Source organism: Providencia sp. PROV209 (assembly GCF_028479485.1).
GTDB lineage: Bacteria > Pseudomonadota > Gammaproteobacteria > Enterobacterales > Enterobacteriaceae > Providencia > Providencia alcalifaciens.
Window position 1 is genome coordinate 159,959 of the sequence record NZ_JAMPNR010000002.1, and the last position, 18,002, is coordinate 177,960.

Below are 18,002 nucleotides of genomic sequence, written 5' to 3' on the forward strand. Positions count from 1 at the left end.
GTGTGGCAAAACATGCGCTATTTCTGATTATCCCGAATAATTAAAAATCAAAGTAACGCGCAGACCATCTTTCCCATCTTCATTACGTTGATTTTCAATATGAATATCGCCACCTTGGCTTTGAATTAATCGCTGGCAAATCACCAAGCCTAGCCCCAATCCCTCTGGTTTCGTCGTAGCAAACGGTGTGATCCCTTGACTGAGTTGTTCGTCGGGCATTCCACCAGCATCATCTTGTAATACGAGCAAAAATCGGTTTTCAGCAAAGTGGAAGCTAAACGTTAATGTGTTGGCTCCTGCTTGGAGGCTATTACTAATCAGATTAGATAATAGTTGGTCGAGTAGGGTATCTGGCAACAAGAGATGCACATCAGGGCTATCAGGTAGCTGTAAACGAGCCATTGGGAAGTGTTGCTCAACTTGCAACAGTTGCCAAATGTGGTTGATGGTTTGTTTGACGGAGTGCTGGCGAAGTGTCAGAGGAGACTCTTGCCCTGGCTTCCCAGCCCATAAACGGAGGTTTTGAATAATATCAGCACCCCGTTGAGCCTGTTCATCAATCTTACTGATCGCACCAAGAAGCGGGTGGCTTTCAGACTCTTTTTTTAATCGTAAAATGGAGCCTTGGGCATAGTTACGGATTGCCGATAGGGGCTGGTTAAGTTCATGGGCAAATCCAGATGCCATTTCACCTAATATATTGAGTCGTTGCGCTTTTTGTAGGTTAGTTTCTTGCTGTCGCAAGCGGTTATGCGCGACTTCCAATTGTTGACTGCGGCGGCGAACTAAGAAAGCAATCCAGACGTGATTAATGCCCAGTAGCACAAAAACTAAGGCGATAATTCCAATGGTAATTTGGTGTTGGATGGTCCAACTGACGATATCTTGCCAAATTTCTCTTTGCTGTGGGTGTTGGTTGACGTCGCGCAGTAAGTTTTCAACTTGTGTGATGGATGCGGGAGCTCCCCAGCGCATGCTTGGCGCATCGCCAGATAATAAAACCTTAGTGACTTTATCCACCAAATTATCGGGCACTTCACTTAACGCGGCAAATGACCAGTTAGGGTACAGCTCAGTGCTCGTTAAGCAGGGCAATGCACTCTCTTTTTGAATCAGTGGTCGGAATTGGTGTTTATCAATCAGTCCTTCGCTATCCATGTTTTCTAATAAACAAACAGGGACAATTGCCGCAGTCAATGATTTATCCCGTAAGGCGTATAATAATGCGTCGGCAGGAAAGCCTAAAAATTGCATTCGAAAATCTTTTTCCGCGTCATACCCCAAGTCTCGTAGCACTTTATAACTCAATAAATATCCCCCAAAGGCATCCGTCGAAATGGCACCGACCTTTTTACCAATGAGTTGGTTTGCATCGTGAATATCGCTGTCATTGCGTACCAAGATAAGGCTACCAATCACGTTGCGGGTTGTACTGTTCGGTTCAACATCAGAACGCAAAGAGAGCAACCAACGCAGATGGTAACGGTTATCGAGCTGAATAAATTGTGCAGGATTGGTCAGCAAAAAATCGATTTTTCGATTGGAAATCGCCTCTTTCATTTCTTCAAGATTCAGGGGTTTTAGGATAAAGCGTTCACCGGGAATGGACTGATTAAGCGTATCGACCAAAGGCTGCCAGTGCAACTGTGTGAAATTCGGTCCACGTAAGGCGAGAACACCAATGGTCCATTGTGCCGCGCCCGCGGGTATGCACCATAGCAGCAAGGTCATTAAAAGTATGTGATACAACGGCATAGACGATTTTTTTAACATTTGGGGTTTATTCGTTGCGTTAGATCAATATCCCTTCGGGTATGTGGTAAACCACAATAGGGGTACAAGGCTTTTATTCTTACTATGGCATCAGAATCATTCGAGTAGCACAAAGATAACACACCGATTTTAAAGAGAAATAAGAATTTAGTGGTTATCAGACATCGGTAACACGGTGTTACCCAAACGTAAGATAAACCAATAATAGATTGATTATTAACTTTTATTTTCGCATTAGCAATGTCAATACTGGAGCCGATTATGGATCTGAGTAAACGAAAATTCCTACAACAGATTGGAGCCGTCACTGCGGGTGCATCGCTGATCCCAATCGCTGAGGCGGGTTTGAGTTTTTCCCCAACTCGCCGTGAAGGCAACCCTGAAAAACGTTATGGAATGCTGATTGATTTACGCCGTTGTGTAGGGTGTCAATCCTGTACGGTCAGCTGTTCCGTTGAAAACCAAACACCACAAGGTCAATTTAGAACCACTGTTAACCAATATCAAGTTTCCTTAAAAGGGGAAGATGGGTTGACTAACGTTCTATTGCCCCGCTTGTGTAACCATTGTGATAACCCTCCTTGCGTGCCTGTTTGCCCAGTGCAAGCAACTTTCCAGCGTGAAGATGGCATTGTCGTTATTGATAATGAACGTTGTGTGGGTTGTGCCTATTGTGTACAAGCTTGCCCGTATGATGCGCGTTTTATTAACCACTCAACACAAACTGCAGACAAATGTACGTTCTGCGCACATCGCTTAGAAGTCGGCTTATTACCTGCTTGCGTGGAATCGTGTGTCGGTGGCGCGCGTATTATTGGCGATTTAAAAGATCCCAATAGCACTATCCGTAAGATGCTGACAGAGCATGAAGCGCAAATCAAAGTATTGAAACCAGAAAGTGGCACGTTGCCACAGGTGTTTTATTTAGGGCTGGATGATGCGTTTGTGGAGCCGTTGCAAGGTAAAGGGCAACCGGCATTATGGCAGGAGGTGTTCTGATGAGCGAACAAGTGACCTATATTTCTGAAATTATGGCGCAGCCACAAGAGTTTTTCTGGCTTCCTTGGGCGGTGCAATACTTTTTCTTTATTGGTATTGCTGCCTGTGCGGTGCTGTATGCCTGCTATCTTCATTGGCAAAATCGCAGTGAGAATGGTCGCCTCGAAATGATTGCTGTCTTTATTGCGATTACGATGGGGATCACTGCTCCATTGGCATTGACGGCTGACCTGCACCAAACCGCGCGTGTATGGCACTTTTATGCACATCCAACAATGTGGTCTTGGATGTGGTGGGGCTCTGTGTTGCTACCGCTATTTACCACGTTTGTTGGGTTGTACTTTGTAGCGCTATTGGTCAAATTGATTTGGAAGAAAGAGTATAAAGCGACCCGTTGGGTTGCACTGTTAGGTGGCCTGTCTGCGATGGGATTACTGCTGTATACCGGTCGTGAAGCGTCTGTTTTAGTTGCTCGTCCAATTTGGTTTAGCTGGTGGATACCTGCCTTGATGTTCTTAAGTGCACTACAAGTGTTACCTGCTCTGATGAGTTTAGGCGCACGTCGTGAGCCGCAATATCAAAATCGTTTGGCTCGTTTCCAAGTGATTAGCTTGTTGCTGTTTGCGGTCTGTTTTGCCCTGTGGATCTCCGGTGATACCACATCAGGTATTGCGGTTCGCCAACAATTAGATGTGGCAAGCCCGGGCTGGTGGATGTTGATGGGCGTTTGTGCGCTGTGGGCTATCACCTTTGTGATGGCAGTGAGCAATGTAAAAGCTGTTCGTTCAGTGCCTTACATTACCGTTTTAGCGTTAGTGTCTATGGCGTTAGCGTGGGTATTACGCTGGATTTTCCTGATGGAAGTCCAAGCGGTGCCAAAATACAACATGATTACCAATCCATATCATTTCCCATTAGGGAATGATGGATTACTGGCAATAGTCGGTACGTTTGGATTGTGGATTGCATTAACAATTATTGTTCGCGAAGGTGTTCGCTGGTTTGCGGGGAGAGTGCAACATGGCTAAATTCTCAAGACGTCAATGGCTTAAAGGTGGTTTAGTTGTCGGTGGTCTTGCCTTATTTGGTGCAAGCTACCGTGAAGTTGCCAAGCGTGCTGTGGATGGTTTAGTGGATGGCACTTCTGGGAAAGTGACGCTGAATCGCATTAATGGTAATTCACTTATTCCTGAAGGAACGGCGATTGGTGGTTGGAAGGAAAATCCGGAGCAAGTTGTCTCGATGACACAATGCTTTGGTTGTTGGACCCAATGTGGGATCCGTGCCCGTGTAGATAGCGCAAAAAATGAAGTGCTGCGCATCGCCGGTAACCCTTATCATCCATTATCCCACGAAAAACATTTCCCTTATGGTATGCCATTATCGACAGCATTTGCCAAAATGGGGGGCGAAAGTGGCTTAGAACATCGTTCGACAGCTTGTGCCCGTGGTGCAACGTTAATGGAAGGGCTAACCAGCCCATTACGTATTCTCGAACCAATGAAACGTGTAGGTAAACGCGGTGAAGGTAAATGGGAACGTATTAGCTTCGAGCAATTAATTAAAGAAGTTGTTGAAGGTGGAGATTTATTTGGCGAAGGGCACGTGGATGGCTTACGTGCTATTCGGGACCTAGAAACGCCATTAGATCCATCTCAACCAAAGTTAGGACCAAAAGCGAATCAGTTATTGGTGACGAATGCCGGAGATGATGGTCGTGATGGGTTTATTCGTCGCTTTGCTCAAAATGCGTTTGGGAGTAAAAACTTTGGTGCTCACGGGGCTTATTGTGGTCTTGCCTATCGTGCGGGCTCCGGTGCGTTGATGGATGACTTGGACAAAAACGCCCACGTTAAGCCTGATTGGGACAATACGCGCTTTGCGCTGTTTATTGGAACCTCTCCGGCACAATCAGGAAACCCATTTAAACGTCAAGGTCGCCAGTTGGCGAGTGCTCGTCTGCGAGATTCTTTTAATTATGTTGTTGTTTCTCCTGCATTACCATTAACCACAACGCTAGCGAATGATCATGGTCACTGGGTGCCAGTTCAGCCGGGAACGGATGCGGCATTAGTGATGGGAATGATCCGCTGGATTATTGAAAATAATCGCTATAACGCAGCGTATCTCAGCGTACCAAGTGAAAAATCGATGGAAGCGGCAGGCGAAAAAAGCTGGACGAATGCAACCCATTTGGTGATCACCGATGATGCGCATCCGCTGGCAGGTAATTTACTACAAGAATTCCATTTGACGGGTGTGGCGCCAGAAGTCGCTGAAAATGGCAAGGATGAAGAGAAAAAAGCGTATTTAGTACAGGATGCGAATGGTGAGCTGAAGCTCGCGGATGATGTGACCAATGCGGAGTTGTTCGTCACTCGTCAAGTGACTTTGCATGATGGTAGCGAAGTCACTGTAAAATCCAGTTTCCAATGTTTAAAAGAAGCTGCGGATCGCATGACGCTAGAAGAATATAGCCAGCGCTGCCAAGTTCCAGTAAAAACCATTGAATCACTGGGTAAAGCCTTAACTTCTTACGATAGAAAAGCGGCGGTGATTTCTCACGGCGGTATGATGAGTGGGAATGGTTTCTATACGGCTTGGGCTGTGATTATGCTCAATGCTCTCATTGGTAATTTAAACCTGAAAGGCGGCGTGTCTGTAGGTGGCGGCAAATTTAACGGTGAAAATGATGGTCCCCGTTACAATATCGCTGGCTATAAAGGCAAAGTGAAGCCTAAAGGGGTGGTGTTATCACGCAGTAATGAAGTTTATGAAAAATCGGATGAATTTAAAGCAAGAGTGGCGGCGGGTGAAAAACCATATCCAGCTAAAGCTCCTTGGTATCCGTTTGCAAAAGGTCAGTTAACCGAGCAGCTTGCATCTGCATTATTGGGCTATCCATATTCGCTGAAAGCGTGGATCACCAATATGACTAATCCTGTGTATGGTATTGCGGGTATTCGTCAGGTGATGGAAGAAAAACTGAAAGACCCGAAACATCTGCCTTTGATTATTGGTATTGATGCTTTCATGAATGAAACCACGGCGTTGGCGGACTACATTGTGCCAGATACCCATAACTTTGAAAGTTGGGGGTTCAGTGCCCCATGGTCTGGTGTTCAAGTGAAAGCGAGTACGGCGCGTTGGCCAATTGTTGAATCTCGTACTGCAAAAACGGTGGATGGTCAGCCAATTTCAATGGAAGCATTCTGTATTGCCGTCGCAAAAGAACTGAAATTACCCGGCTTCGGCGATAATGTCATCGCGGATATGGATGGCAACATGTATCCACTCAACACCGCCGAGGATTATTATCTTCGAGTCGCGGCGAACATGGCTTGGCTGGGTGAGAAACCAGTTCCAGAAGCAGCAACGGAAGACATCAAAATCAGTGGAGTGGAACGCATCATGCCTGATATTACTCGGACATTGAAACCGGAAGAAGTTCGCCGTGTAGCGTATATCTTTACTCGTGGTGGTCGGTTTGCTCCTTATGAAAAAGCGTGGGATGGTGATGCGACAGGTCCACAATGGAAGAAAGGGTTACAAATTTGGAATCCAACCGTAGCCATTAACCGTCATGCTATTACGGGTGAGCGTTTTAGTGGTTGCCCGACTTACTATCCGCCACGTATGGCAAATGGTGAAGATGTTAATGCGGTATTCCCAGAGAAAGAGTGGCCATTAAAAATGATGTCCTTTAAATCCCATGTCATGAGCAGCTCTACGACGATGATCGAGCGTCTACGCCATGTGAAGCCAACAAACTTAGTTGCGATTCATCCCGATGATGCGGCGAAGATGGGGGTAAAACACGGGGATTGGATCAAAATTACCACGCCGGGTGGTCATGCGGAGGCTCAGATTAGTGTGCTTGATGGGGTTATGCCGGGAGTTTTGGCGGTTGAGCATGGCTATGGGCACACTGAAATGGGTGCAAAACAGCACTATTTAGACGGTGCGCCAATGCCAATGAATGCGGCAAATGGTTCAGGTATTAACTTGAATGACTTGGGGTTTGCGGACCCGACGCGTGAGGTCGCCAATACTTGGCTTGATTGGGTTTCTGGTGCCTCCGTGAGACAAGGTTTACCAGCCCGTATTGAATTACTTGGTTAAAGGTGAAGTTTGCCTATAAGTTAAAAGTTGTACGGTAGTAAAGTGTAGTAAGGGGCTTCTGACCTACTCTGTTCTGCATAGCAGAGTAGGGAAGAGCCTTTGCAGTTGACATTGCGCTCTACGATGCGGTTTACCCATCGTAACTTCGGCAAATGCCAGGGAGGGGGAGCCCTCCCTTTTTTCTTATTAAGCATACAATCAACATGCTGACTTTTTTTCTCACCAATGGTTTTAATCAGCGGGTCTACCATTTCAAATGTATCCACAATAATCGAGTATGATGCTTTTTGAATTCGTTCCCGCTATAAATGAATATTGAGGGTGATTTGTTTATCACTGGCTAAATTATGTAATTATCGTTTAACAATACCATAAAAATTTGATAGAAAATGTAATGCCCACTAAAAATAAATGGTTTTTTATTAACATAATAAAGGGGATAATAACTCACAATTAACTAGCAATTCACGGTTAGTAATTGAAATTTATTTTATATCAAAGCATTACGAAGGAAAGCGAACACCATGCCAGTGTTAGGCAGTTAAATTTAAAGCTTTCAAATCAAACTGTTGAAACTAAATCCTTTTAGAATCAACATATTGAAAAACAAGTTAAGCAGCTATAGGCAACATATTATAGTTTAAGTGTGGACAGCATGTGGACACTTGAAACGCTAATAGATGCTAAAGGTCTACCCCACCTCTCAATGGATTTAATGTAATAGCGAATTGCATATAATCCGGTGATAAATGCGCATACGTCATTGTCTGCTGTATGCTGGCATGACCAAGGATTTGTTGCAATGCTACAATATTTCCTCCATTCATCATGAAATGACTTGCAAAGGTATGGCGCAAAATATGCGTAGCCTGTCCATATGGCAAATCAGTTTTCACTTTCTTCATTCTTTGTCTGAATGTGTTATAAACAACCTTAAATAACAAACCTGACGGCTTAGTTTTTAATAGGCTTTGTAGTTCATCAGAGATAGGCACTGTTCTTGATTTTCCGTTTTTGGTTTCAAGGAACGTTACGCGACCGTTTATGACTTGCTCACTCTTTAGCTTTGCAGCTTCAGCCCATCTAGCGCCTGTACTTAAACACAACAAAGCAACTAGTTTGTAATCTCCAGTGAGCGAATTTAGCAGCTTTTTGATTTCCTCGTGAGTTAGGAATGTCATTTCAGCGCGTTGTTCTTTGAGAGTAGGTAAACCTTTTATTGGATTCGTGCTATTAAAGAACTCTAATTTAGTTAGGGCGGACAACATTCCAGATAACCGGTATAAATCACGATTAATGGTTGATGCGCTTACGCCATTTTTAAGCCTTCGGCTTCTATATTCCAATAAAGTAAGTTTATTAAAACGGGTTAATTGAGGATCACCTAAATCTGAAATTGTATTTCTTAACTGCCTATATTCGATATTTGCATTTTTCAGGGTGATGCCATGATATGACCACCAGAGTTCGAATAACTCACTCAATTTTCGCCTATCGGTTTTGCCGCTCTCTTTTCCTGTATGTGCTAGGGTATATCTCTCAAAAGCAATAGCTTCAGTCTTTTTATTAAATACCTTTCTGATCCGTTTTCCGTTTCGTCCAGTCGGTCTCATGTCCACTAAATAACGACCATCATCGAGTTTTTTAATAGGCATGTGATGCCTCCTCGACATGGCAAAGTGATTGGCTATCAATCCAATCAATAAAAGTAAGATGTAAGTCTAGCCAGTTTTTCTCTCTGATTGGGATAAGGTTTTGTTGTCCTGCCCATTAGGGGAGAGAGTTGGGCTTACTTGCCCGACTGATTCTGATGTTTCACCAATAGCTAACCATAGTGTGTATTTCTTAAATTGTGGATTATTAATAACGGCTTCCATTGTTGATGCTCCGGCTGGCTGATGACCTGTCTCATATTTTTTTATGGAACTTAATGATATTCCAGTCAAATCTGCGAATTGTTGTTGCGTTAATTTTTCAGCTTTCCTAATAGCTAATAATTTTTGTGAGTAATCTATTGACATGGTTCTCTCCAAAGAACTATTATTGGTTCTAAATTTAGAACGTTAACGATAGTTACTACAGCTTACAGAAACAAAAGTAAGTAGTAATAAGCAAATATCGCGGGAGATTATGACACATGAGCGAACTAAACACCGAAGGTTATATGCAGGTTTATTACCCAGTTGATGCAGTAACGTACCCAAAGTTTGCTGAATTGATAGGTAAATCTGAGTCGGCAGTAAAAGCGATGGTCGATAATAAAAAGTTGCCATTAGTGGTTTGGCAGAATCCAGACAGCAAAGGTGATGTTAAAACGCGCGGCGAGAACTGGGTTTATATTCCTGAATTTAATCGAGCGATGCGTGATGCCTTTCAGAATAGACCTAAAGAGCAACGCGACGCATGGTTACTTTGGATAGGGCTGTGATATGCAAGTTGAACAAATATCAACGCATAGCTTTAAGTATCGTAACTTTCAAATCATTAAGTTACCGGCTAAAGCAATGAATCCCGTAACCCGCTTTCATGTTCAACGTGATGATAATTCTTTTGGGTTATTTGATTCGATGGCTGAGGCTACTAAGTTTATTGATAAATTGCACAGAGGCGGTAAATGAGAAAAGTAAGTGAAGAAGATCGAGTCAATATTAAAAATAACCTTATCTTTAATATTGAAGAACATGTATTTGAATACATAAGACAATATTTAAAAAGACATTTATCAGGCTATGAAAAATCAGATTTCATTGATGAATTAAAATCAAATGGTATTTATAAAAGCGGTGACAATATAGCCACCACATTAAATATTTCAAGAGAGAAAATTACTTTTTCACTGACTGGAGATATTCAGTTAATTGTTGATGAAGATGTTCTGCAATTTCGCGATCAATCTGAAACGAAATAGCATCAACACTTGGCATTGGCGAGTCTTTAGGGTTAATAACATTTAAATGTAAAAAAGGCTCAGACATCAATCGTGTTACAGTGATTTTCCAAGGGTGAATAGTGGTCACTTTTCTATCTTGGCTCATAACTTTTCCTTATTTTTGGTGGGTTATGCCTGATTCCTGTCAAGAAATAGCAGGCATAACAAATATACCACACACTATGTTGCCGATCATGGTTAAAAAATCGGGTTAAATATCACAATGTGATTATTAATATAAGTAATAATCAAAATTAGATAGCAATTAAACAATTAAATTATTAAACAATGACCTTTATCGGTCAGGGCTTTTTATTACCTAAAAATGAGGTTTTAAAATGAGAAATATTCCAGAACCAATATTTACTCCCGTCGCTGAAAATATAAAAGCTAATCGGGAAGATGAACGTAAATCATTAATGAATCGATTTGCTGATCGCCAACGTCAATTAGCCGACAAAGTATTAACAGAGAAATTAGATTACGCGCAAGCTCATCAATTATTGGTTGATGAAGCGGATAAATTCGAGTCACAGGCGGGAGATCTTAATTATGTCTGATGTTATCGATCGCGCCAATGACCATGCCGCATTAGTACTGGAGCAACAGATTGAAGCAGCAAGGAAACCAATGAATAGGGTATCTGCGTTTGAGTGTGAGAATTGCGATCACACGATACCAGAAGCCCGCCGCCAAGCGGTTATTGGCTGCACTTTGTGTATTGACTGCCAAACACTGTATGAACTGAAAGAAAAACATTACCACAGCGTATGAGAAATCATTCTCTGCAAGCAAATAAAAAGCACACAACCCGCGGGTAGGCGGTGATTGTGTGCTCTAAGGTTATCACATGAAATCATATCATATTCAGTCGTTATTACCTCGTCTCTTACACGACTTTCAATTCAAAGAGCAAAACGGTTATTTGCGCCAAGGTGTATGCCCAAGTTGCAAGAAAAAAGAGCTATTTACCTCCATTGAAATGCCGTTTGTGTTGCGTTGTGGACGTGAAAATAAGTGTGGCGCTGAGTTGATTGTAAAAGAAATCTACCCCGATATATTTGATGACTGGTCAGCGCACTATCCTAAAACACAGCAAGCGCCGAATGCCGCCGCAGATGCTTATTTGCAGCACGCACGAGGGCTAGATGTTGCACCATTAAAAGGGCTTTATTCTGAATCGAGTTATCATGCCAATGGGTTAGGGGCGGCAACGATTAAGTTTACGTTGCCGGAGGGCGCATATTGGGAACGGATTATTGATAGACCGTCACGATTTGATCGTAAAGCTAACTTCTTTGGTTCCTATAAAGGTCATTGGTGGACACTGCCGCAACAGGATTTAACCCAAGTTAAAGAGATTTGGTTAACGGAAGGGATCTTTGATGCGTTGAGCTTGATTCAAAATGGTATTCCCGCTGTTTCTCTCATGACTTGCCATAATTATCCTGAGGTCGCTTTAAATGCGTTGAAAACTGCGATAGGTAACAATAAAAAACCGCTTTTAGTTTGGGCGTTGGATAATGGTGCAGCCGGTGAGCGCGCCATGAAAAAATTTGTTGCTCGCAGCCAAGAAGATGGATGGCGTTCGACAGCTGCTAGACCTGCTGAAATTGATACTGGCAATGATTGGAATGACTTGCACATGAAAGGTAAGTTGTTTGAGCGCGATATCGCCCGTTATCGCTACTATGGCAAGTTACTGTTAGCTTCAACCGCGTTCGAAAAAGCCCGCTTGATGTTCAACTGGACCGAGCGCTCAGAGTTCGATTTTCAACACGATAACCGGTTGTATTGGTTTAAGTTGGATATCGATAAAATGATGAAAACCATTGAGCGTATCCATGATGCCGAGCCGGATTTAGATGAAGATGAAGCCCGACAAAAAGCAGTAAAAGAGTCTGGCACTGTGGTTGAAATTGCTAACTGTTATCCTACACCGCTCTATTTCCAAAAGTCTGTAGAAACCGATGAATCATGGTATTACATGCGTGTCGATTTTCCTCGCCAGCCTCAAGTTAAAGCCACGTTTACTGCTTCGCAGTTAACCAGTGCTAGTGAATTCAAAAAGCGTTTATTGCATGTCGCTAAAGGGGCGGTTTATACCGGCACAACTTTGCAATTGGACCGTATTTGCAAGCAAGCCTTGCCGGATATTAAAGAAGTGATCACGCAAAATTATGTGGGTTATAACAAAGAGTATGGTGTGTATGTATTTAATAGTGTGGCGGTGCAGGACGGTAAGTGTTTCACACTCAATGAGGAGGATTATTTCTCTCTCAATAAATTGGATATTAAGACACTAAGCCTTAGCCCGTTATTAGCAATCAATACGGAACTGAATGAGTTTGATACTGGCTGGTTAGAATCGCTTTGGGAGGCATTCGGTGCAAAAGGTTATGTAGTGCTGGCGTTCTGGCTAGGATCATTCTTCTCAGAGCAGATACGTAAGACCCATAAAAGCTACCCATTTTTAGAAATTTGTGGAGAGCCTGGTTCGGGTAAAAGTACGTTGATTGAGTTCTTATGGCGCTTATGTGGTCGTGCTGATTATGAGGGGTTCGATGCATCTAAATCCAGTGCCGCAGCTCGAGGACGAAATTTTTCGCAGATTAGTAATTTGCCGGTGTGTTTAATAGAAAGCGATCGAATGCAAGATAATGCAAAACTGAAAGCATTTGATTGGGAAGAATTAAAATCACTGTATAACGGGCGTGCTACACGTTCATTAGGCGTTAAAAATAGTGGGAATGAGACTTATGAGCCGTTATTTAAAGGGAGTATTGTGATTGCTCAGAATGCTGAAATTAACGCGTCACGTGCTGTTTTAGAACGGATTATTCATCTGTATACCGATAAAGCTGAGCAGAGCGTTGAAACCCGTTATGCCGCCATTGCCCTTGAACGTTATCCCATAGAAAAGTTATCCGGTTTTCTGCCTACGGTGCTGATGAAAGAAGCGGCAATATTAAAGCAATATAATGAGCGCGTAGATGGCTTACAGGCGCAGTTATTTGCGGATAAGGCGATTAACCATGAGCGGATCGCCAAAAATCACGCACAGTTAATTGCATTGCTAGAAACGTTAGCGTTAGTTCTTCCTGTAAAAGCGGCTCATATTCGCCAAACCCGTGACTTTATTATTGAGTTGGCTAAACAACGCGTTCAAGCGATCCAACTTGACCAACCGCAAGTGATGGAGTTTTGGGATATGTTCGACTATCTGCAAGATAATGAAGCGTTTGGTGTGAATCACAGCATTGAGCAGGGCGTTTATGCGGTGAACTTTAACCATATCGCACAGGTAGCCAGTGAACACCGGCAGTCTATGCAATTGAATACCGAAATTAAGAACCTGTTGAAGTCAGGGCGGATGCGTAAGTTTGTGGGTGTTAAGACGGTACGAAGCGTGGTGAACAGCCAGTTTAATAGTTCGCTTGCAGCAGGGAGTCAACTTAAGAAGCCCGAAGTGATTAAGTGCTGGGTGTTTCAGGAAAACAGTGAGAGTTAGTTTCTCATCCATTCATCTATAGGCTGCCAATGTGCAGCCTTTCTTTTATCTGTAGAAAGATATCAAGCAAATACCATAAATACTCAGAATGACTAACAAGAGAAAGAATAAAAGATTGTGCGATAAATAAGCATTACTAAGTGTCTTTTTTATAAATAGAGAATTTGTGGGAGGGGTTCGGAAAGCGGTTACAATGGTTACAAAATTAAAATAATTTCATATCTTATTGATTATATATAGAAATATAGAAAATTAAAAAGGTTACAAATGGGTTACTTTGCGGTTACGTGTAACCGTCTTGAGAGGTTACAAATTAAAAATATAACTTATTGTTTTATAAGGGTGTAACTTTTCAACCCTTGTTTTGTAACCCGTTGTAACCAGTAAAAAGTTACAATGGACTCTTTTATAATCAGTGAGTTAGAAGTGGTTTTGGTAGGGTGTAACCGTTGTAACCGGTTTCCGAAGGGGGCATTATATTTGACAAAAATAATTACACTCTGAAAAATGACATCTATGTCTTTCAGAGTGTTGCTCTATGAAATATTAAAGCTTATCTAATGCTTCTTTAGGGACATGAGTTTTATACATTCGTAATATTTCTTCACCTAATGAGTATTCATCTTCAAAAGCGCTGTTAAGGATGTATGTGTTCTGTTCAAGCCATTCTTTATTATTTCTATTCTGACCTAGTTCTAGTTGAATATCTCTTGAGTTTTTTAGTAAACTTTTTTGGCTATAATAATAATTCATTATTAAGGATACTTCGTTCTGGTCAAGAAGATATATTTTTGGTAGGTAAATAGTATATACATCATCTCTTAATGTATTTAAAATGTTTAATCGTATGTTAGCAAAAGCGTTAAGTTCTACAGCACTAGGCTCACAAGTTTCATCTTGACAAGCATCATAATTAAACCCTGCTGTTTTTGTACTATTTAAAAGTCTCAGATTTGATTGGTTATATGATATTTCATATGCAAACATAGTCCTTATGTTGTTTTTTTCGTTTTCTATATTTTGTTTATCTCTATTTTCGATATTATTTTGTGTGGAAATGTGGAAATATAATGATAAGATTATTCCTATTACCATCAAAAAAAGATTTAAATCAAGTTTTGTGACTCTTATTTTTAGGAAATACATATTCTTCTCTCCAAGCTAATAAACGAACATATCTTAACTTATTTACTGCTTTACTAGGAGTCCTGTCAATAACTGTAGATCGCAGGTCACATCCAATTTTTCATATGTACAATTTTACGAGCCAGAACACGGCTCTGGCGATGTATCGAACATAAGAAAATATGGTTGAGTTTATAGAAACTGATGCCGAGAACGTCGAAGGAGGGAAATCTCATAAGATAAGCAACAGAGACAGATATCAAAAATTTAATTAAGTGAGAGTGATAGGAAAAAACAGTTGGAAATAGTCACTTTTGAATGATGAATAGATATCATTTAAAGAATGATATTTAAGCAAGTTCAGTACCTATTCTATTAAACAATTAATAATTATGCTACATGTTATGTCGAATTTTGCTGTTAGATCACTGTTTACTATGAATAATTAGTTTAAACTTTCCTTACTACACAAATTATTACTTTTTAAATGTAAAAAGTAATAACCCAAGTAAATTTGTTTAGTTCTATAAATGTGAACATGTACGTAGAGAAAATAATCATTATTATTAAAAAGAGAGGTATTCGATGAGTGATAGAGTAGAAAAAAATAATCTTGCTATTCCTAGAATTTTGCAGTTACAGATAAAAAATTTTGGCTGCTTTGATAATACTGGTGTATCAGTTGATATAAATAAAATTGTTATTATTGTTGGTGAAAATAATATAGGCAAAAGCACTATATTAAGGGCATTTGAAGCTGTCACAACATCAGGAAAACTTACATTAGAAGATTTTCATGATAGAAATGAAATAAACAAACCGGAAATAATAGTTAAGTCATTAGTAGTTAGTAGTAATAAACCTGGTGATGAGTGGTGTATTCCAACGGCTAATGAGGATGAATGGGTTGTTAAAGAGAAATGGGTATGGGATAAAGCTAATACATCACCAACAAGACATGGATGGTTGAAAGATATCTCATTAGAAGACGGATATCGGTGGGCAACTGATGATGATAAAGAAAAGTGTCCTTGGGGGGCTACTAATGTTGCTAAATCAAAAAGACCAGAACCTCACAGAATAAATACTTTCGACTCACCTTCCGAACAAGAAAAGAAAACGTTAGGATTGCTCGATGCATTGATTGATACTTATATTGAGCTATTGCTATCCAAGGATAATAATGATGAGGATGCAGTAAAATTCAAAAAAGATATAGAAAAAATAAAAAAATATAAAGAGACAATAACTGAGTCTCAAAGGCAAACAACTGATATAATTGAAGAAGAAGTAAATAAAGTTATATCAAATATATTTAAAGACCATAAATTCTTTATAAAAAGAAATGATGATTTTATTAAAACATTGTTTAAAAATAACTATCTTATAGAGGTAGGAAACGATGAAAGTAGCTATCCATTATCAAAACAAGGTAGTGGCACACAAAGAACAATTTTATGGTCAATATTAAAAACGTTGACTGATAAGAAAACACTTCTTGACAAAAAAACAAAACCTGCCAGTAAAAATATTTCAAATATATTACTTATTGATGAGCCAGAACTTAGCCTGCATCCAACAGCTGCAGCTAATGTAAGGGATGTGTTATACAATCTAGCAGGTACTGCTGGATGGCAAGTTATGATTACCACTCATTCTCCTGAATTTATTGATTTAAGTAAAGATCACACGACCATAATTAGAGTTGAAAGGAAGGATGGAGATATCAAAACTTCAACGCTTTTCTCTCCAGAAAAAGCAAAGCTCGATGGAACAGATAAAGAGAGATTAAAATTAGAAAACGCTTTCGATTCACATATATCTAAGGCTTTCTTCGGTGGGGATGTTTTAGTTATAGAAGGTGATACTGAATACAGTATTTTTAGCTATATAAAGATGAGAGAGATAGAAAAAGGGAATAATGAATACATAGATCTTAATATCATTCGAGCTAGAGGGAAAGTTACAGTCGCATCAATGATGAAAGTTCTAAACCATTTCAAAAAAAAATATTTCGTTCTACATGACTGTGATACTCAACGGTGTTTTTCCAAAAGAAGAATTGGTGATAAAAGTGATAGTTTCACCATAGAATATAAAATTATAGAACAAGCTAATGGTGCATGGACTAACAATACAAAGATAATGAACGAAATGACGGAGAGAAGTAGTGTATATGCATCAGTTGTAAATTTTGAAGATGCTTATTTATCCGAGGTTGTATCATCGGATAAACCATCTCACTCAATAGAAATAATAAAAAATGATGAGGAATTCTACAAAAAAATGAAGGATGTTTTAGATATAATATTAGATAAAAAGAATATAGAATCAGAACATAAAAATAAAATAATAAAATGGAATACCATGGAAGACTTAAATTCCGCATATGAAGAATGGGCAAAATAAGTAGAAGATTTTTTAAAATTAGAGCGATGGAAGTCTAGTCGCTCCTTTGTTTTTAACTTGTCAATTTAACATCAATTAATAGTGTCATTTTCTGCCCTAGAATTTACCATTAAATTAAGCGTTTTTATACAATAACACCATAAAATTTAGTCTAAATTAATGTTAATTATTATTAGCAGACCGCCATGCTATGGCGGTTTTAGTTGTAAAATAAGATTACACTCCTTGAGTGAATTACATAAATATAATATCAATAATTTTTCGTGTTTATTATTTAAAGGCAACCTTTTTCAGAATGAAATTTCTTATTTTCTGATATTTTGTTTTTTTTCTAATGTATCGTTTCATAACTTTTCCTTTCACTATTTGTTTAAGCTTGAGTTTAAAACCTTTATTGCTGTGATAGCAATGAAATAGAAAAATAATAATGTTAATTACTATCCCAATCCCAAAAAATGAAATGTCAAATATGTACTGTAAAATGAAAATTAAATTTTTAAAGTTTCTTATTAAGTTTTTATAGTTTTTAATTGGATTTATCATTGTTACCTCTAATGATAAATACCGCGGTGCAGGATATATCCCGCGATAGGTTGAATTTTTATATCCACACCTATTTATAAAATTAGAATTGCTATAAACCTCATAATTGATTAAAAAACGATCAAGTATTTATTTTATTCTTAATATTGTCATTTTATGATTTATGAGTGGAGTTAAAAACTAATTGTAAGTAAAAATAAACGTCTATTTAAAATAGTTTCCATTTTGTTGATATTTTAAGTTTTAGGGGGTTTGTTGTTTTATGGCTGTGCCAAATAAAGCAATTTTCCACCTAAATCCGCAAGAGCAAACAAGGATTGTTACCCACGCAAAGCCCCACCACTGACGCGGTTCTGACGACCTCATGCAGGTGCATGAAAACCAAACTATTTAGTGGGCAGGCGTGGCGGGGCTACGATTGCGCGGCGGCATGTTTACTGTTAATTATCACCGCGCAAATTCTCCGAGCCATAGCCGCGTTAAATTCAAATTTCTATAGCTAGATAGCAATTATTTTAGGTCGTCTCAGAATGGATTACAGGGAGGCTAAGCTTCGATTTGGTGGGAATAAAATTAGGGCGATTCGTCTTG

At 39.9% G+C, this 18,002-nt stretch carries 14 protein-coding genes; 10 read left to right on the forward strand and 4 right to left on the reverse strand.

Features of this window, described 5'->3' with window-relative positions:
* Positions 1-27 precede the first annotated feature (27 nt).
* The gene (gene ttrS / locus PR795_RS03255; protein ID WP_419179794.1) at positions 28-1,773 is read right to left on the reverse strand and encodes a tetrathionate respiration histidine kinase TtrS; all 1,746 of its coding nucleotides are present in this window, start codon (positions 1,771-1,773) and stop codon (positions 28-30) included.
* 261 nt (positions 1,774-2,034) lie between these two features.
* Here ttrS and ttrB point away from each other — a divergent pair, with 261 nt between their 5' ends.
* From ttrB to ttrA, 3 genes are read left to right on the forward strand one after another with little or no spacing between them, the layout of a single operon-like run.
* Positions 2,035-2,772, forward strand: a complete 738-nt coding sequence (gene ttrB / locus PR795_RS03260) for a tetrathionate reductase subunit TtrB (protein WP_036960530.1) — start codon at positions 2,035-2,037, stop codon at positions 2,770-2,772.
* Positions 2,772-3,800: a tetrathionate reductase subunit TtrC gene (gene ttrC, locus PR795_RS03265; protein WP_181480743.1), complete on the forward strand. Its 1,029-nt coding sequence runs from the start codon at positions 2,772-2,774 to the stop codon at positions 3,798-3,800. The genes ttrB and ttrC overlap by 1 nt, the downstream gene beginning before the upstream one ends.
* Positions 3,793-6,894: a tetrathionate reductase subunit TtrA gene (ttrA, locus tag PR795_RS03270; RefSeq protein WP_006662073.1), complete on the forward strand. Its 3,102-nt coding sequence runs from the start codon at positions 3,793-3,795 to the stop codon at positions 6,892-6,894. The genes ttrC and ttrA overlap by 8 nt, the downstream gene beginning before the upstream one ends.
* Before the next feature lie 683 nt (positions 6,895-7,577).
* Here the strand turns inward: ttrA and PR795_RS03275 are convergent.
* Both PR795_RS03275 and PR795_RS03280 read right to left on the reverse strand, forming a co-directional pair.
* Positions 7,578-8,549: a phage integrase gene (locus PR795_RS03275; protein WP_272516651.1), complete on the reverse strand. Its 972-nt coding sequence runs from the start codon at positions 8,547-8,549 to the stop codon at positions 7,578-7,580.
* A 66-nt stretch (positions 8,550-8,615) separates the two neighbouring features.
* A complete protein-coding gene (locus PR795_RS03280) occupies positions 8,616-8,915 on the reverse strand; it encodes a helix-turn-helix domain-containing protein (RefSeq protein WP_272516652.1) in 300 nt (99 codons plus the stop codon).
* Between the two features lie 116 nt (positions 8,916-9,031).
* Here PR795_RS03280 and PR795_RS03285 point away from each other — a divergent pair, with 116 nt between their 5' ends.
* From PR795_RS03285 to PR795_RS03310, 6 genes are all read left to right on the forward strand, one after another.
* On the forward strand, positions 9,032-9,322 hold the full coding sequence (locus PR795_RS03285; protein WP_272516653.1) for a Cox family DNA-binding protein: 291 nt from the start codon (positions 9,032-9,034) through the stop codon (positions 9,320-9,322).
* Between the two features lies 1 nt (position 9,323).
* A complete protein-coding gene (locus PR795_RS03290; RefSeq protein ID WP_272516654.1) occupies positions 9,324-9,512 on the forward strand; it encodes a hypothetical protein in 189 nt (62 codons plus the stop codon).
* Positions 9,509-9,802, forward strand: coding sequence for a hypothetical protein (locus PR795_RS03295; RefSeq protein WP_272516655.1), 294 nt, complete (start codon positions 9,509-9,511; stop codon positions 9,800-9,802). Before PR795_RS03290 ends, PR795_RS03295 begins: the two co-directional genes overlap by 4 nt.
* A gap of 359 nt (positions 9,803-10,161) precedes the next feature.
* Positions 10,162-10,383, forward strand: a complete 222-nt coding sequence (locus tag PR795_RS03300) for a DUF2732 family protein (protein ID WP_154637536.1) — start codon at positions 10,162-10,164, stop codon at positions 10,381-10,383.
* Entirely contained in the window at positions 10,376-10,597 is a 222-nt protein-coding gene (locus PR795_RS03305; RefSeq protein WP_272516656.1) for a TraR/DksA family transcriptional regulator, read from the forward strand. Before PR795_RS03300 ends, PR795_RS03305 begins: the two co-directional genes overlap by 8 nt.
* A gap of 76 nt (positions 10,598-10,673) precedes the next feature.
* On the forward strand, positions 10,674-13,334 hold the full coding sequence (locus PR795_RS03310; protein ID WP_272516657.1) for a toprim domain-containing protein: 2,661 nt from the start codon (positions 10,674-10,676) through the stop codon (positions 13,332-13,334).
* A 546-nt stretch (positions 13,335-13,880) separates the two neighbouring features.
* Here the strand turns inward: PR795_RS03310 and PR795_RS03315 are convergent.
* Positions 13,881-14,480 (reverse strand): hypothetical protein, encoded by a 600-nt coding sequence (locus PR795_RS03315; protein ID WP_272516658.1) that lies wholly within the window; start codon positions 14,478-14,480, stop codon positions 13,881-13,883.
* A gap of 564 nt (positions 14,481-15,044) precedes the next feature.
* On the opposite strand from PR795_RS03315, the gene PR795_RS03320 reads away from it, so the two are divergent.
* The gene (locus tag PR795_RS03320) at positions 15,045-16,868 is read left to right on the forward strand and encodes an ATP-dependent nuclease (RefSeq protein ID WP_272516659.1); all 1,824 of its coding nucleotides are present in this window, start codon (positions 15,045-15,047) and stop codon (positions 16,866-16,868) included.
* Positions 16,869-18,002 lie beyond the last annotated feature (1,134 nt).

Bases quoted from the DNA above. Each gene is read 5' to 3' on its own strand.
- PR795_RS03300 (WP_154637536.1), top strand. From the start codon at position 10,162: ATGAGAAATATTCCAGAACCAATATTTACTCCCGTCGCTGAAAATATA.
- PR795_RS03280 (WP_272516652.1), bottom strand. From the start codon at position 8,915: ATGTCAATAGATTACTCACAAAAATTATTAGCTATTAGGAAAGCTGAA.
- PR795_RS03305 (WP_272516656.1), top strand. From the start codon at position 10,376: ATGTCTGATGTTATCGATCGCGCCAATGACCATGCCGCATTAGTACTG.
- PR795_RS03275 (WP_272516651.1), bottom strand. From the start codon at position 8,549: ATGCCTATTAAAAAACTCGATGATGGTCGTTATTTAGTGGACATGAGA.
- ttrB (WP_036960530.1), top strand. From the start codon at position 2,035: ATGGATCTGAGTAAACGAAAATTCCTACAACAGATTGGAGCCGTCACT.
- PR795_RS03310 (WP_272516657.1), top strand. From the start codon at position 10,674: ATGAAATCATATCATATTCAGTCGTTATTACCTCGTCTCTTACACGAC.
- PR795_RS03290 (WP_272516654.1), top strand. From the start codon at position 9,324: ATGCAAGTTGAACAAATATCAACGCATAGCTTTAAGTATCGTAACTTT.
- ttrC (WP_181480743.1), top strand. From the start codon at position 2,772: ATGAGCGAACAAGTGACCTATATTTCTGAAATTATGGCGCAGCCACAA.
- PR795_RS03295 (WP_272516655.1), top strand. From the start codon at position 9,509: ATGAGAAAAGTAAGTGAAGAAGATCGAGTCAATATTAAAAATAACCTT.
- PR795_RS03315 (WP_272516658.1), bottom strand. From the start codon at position 14,480: ATGTATTTCCTAAAAATAAGAGTCACAAAACTTGATTTAAATCTTTTT.
- PR795_RS03285 (WP_272516653.1), top strand. From the start codon at position 9,032: ATGAGCGAACTAAACACCGAAGGTTATATGCAGGTTTATTACCCAGTT.
- PR795_RS03320 (WP_272516659.1), top strand. From the start codon at position 15,045: ATGAGTGATAGAGTAGAAAAAAATAATCTTGCTATTCCTAGAATTTTG.
- ttrA (WP_006662073.1), top strand. From the start codon at position 3,793: ATGGCTAAATTCTCAAGACGTCAATGGCTTAAAGGTGGTTTAGTTGTC.
- ttrS (WP_419179794.1), bottom strand. From the start codon at position 1,773: ATGTTAAAAAAATCGTCTATGCCGTTGTATCACATACTTTTAATGACC.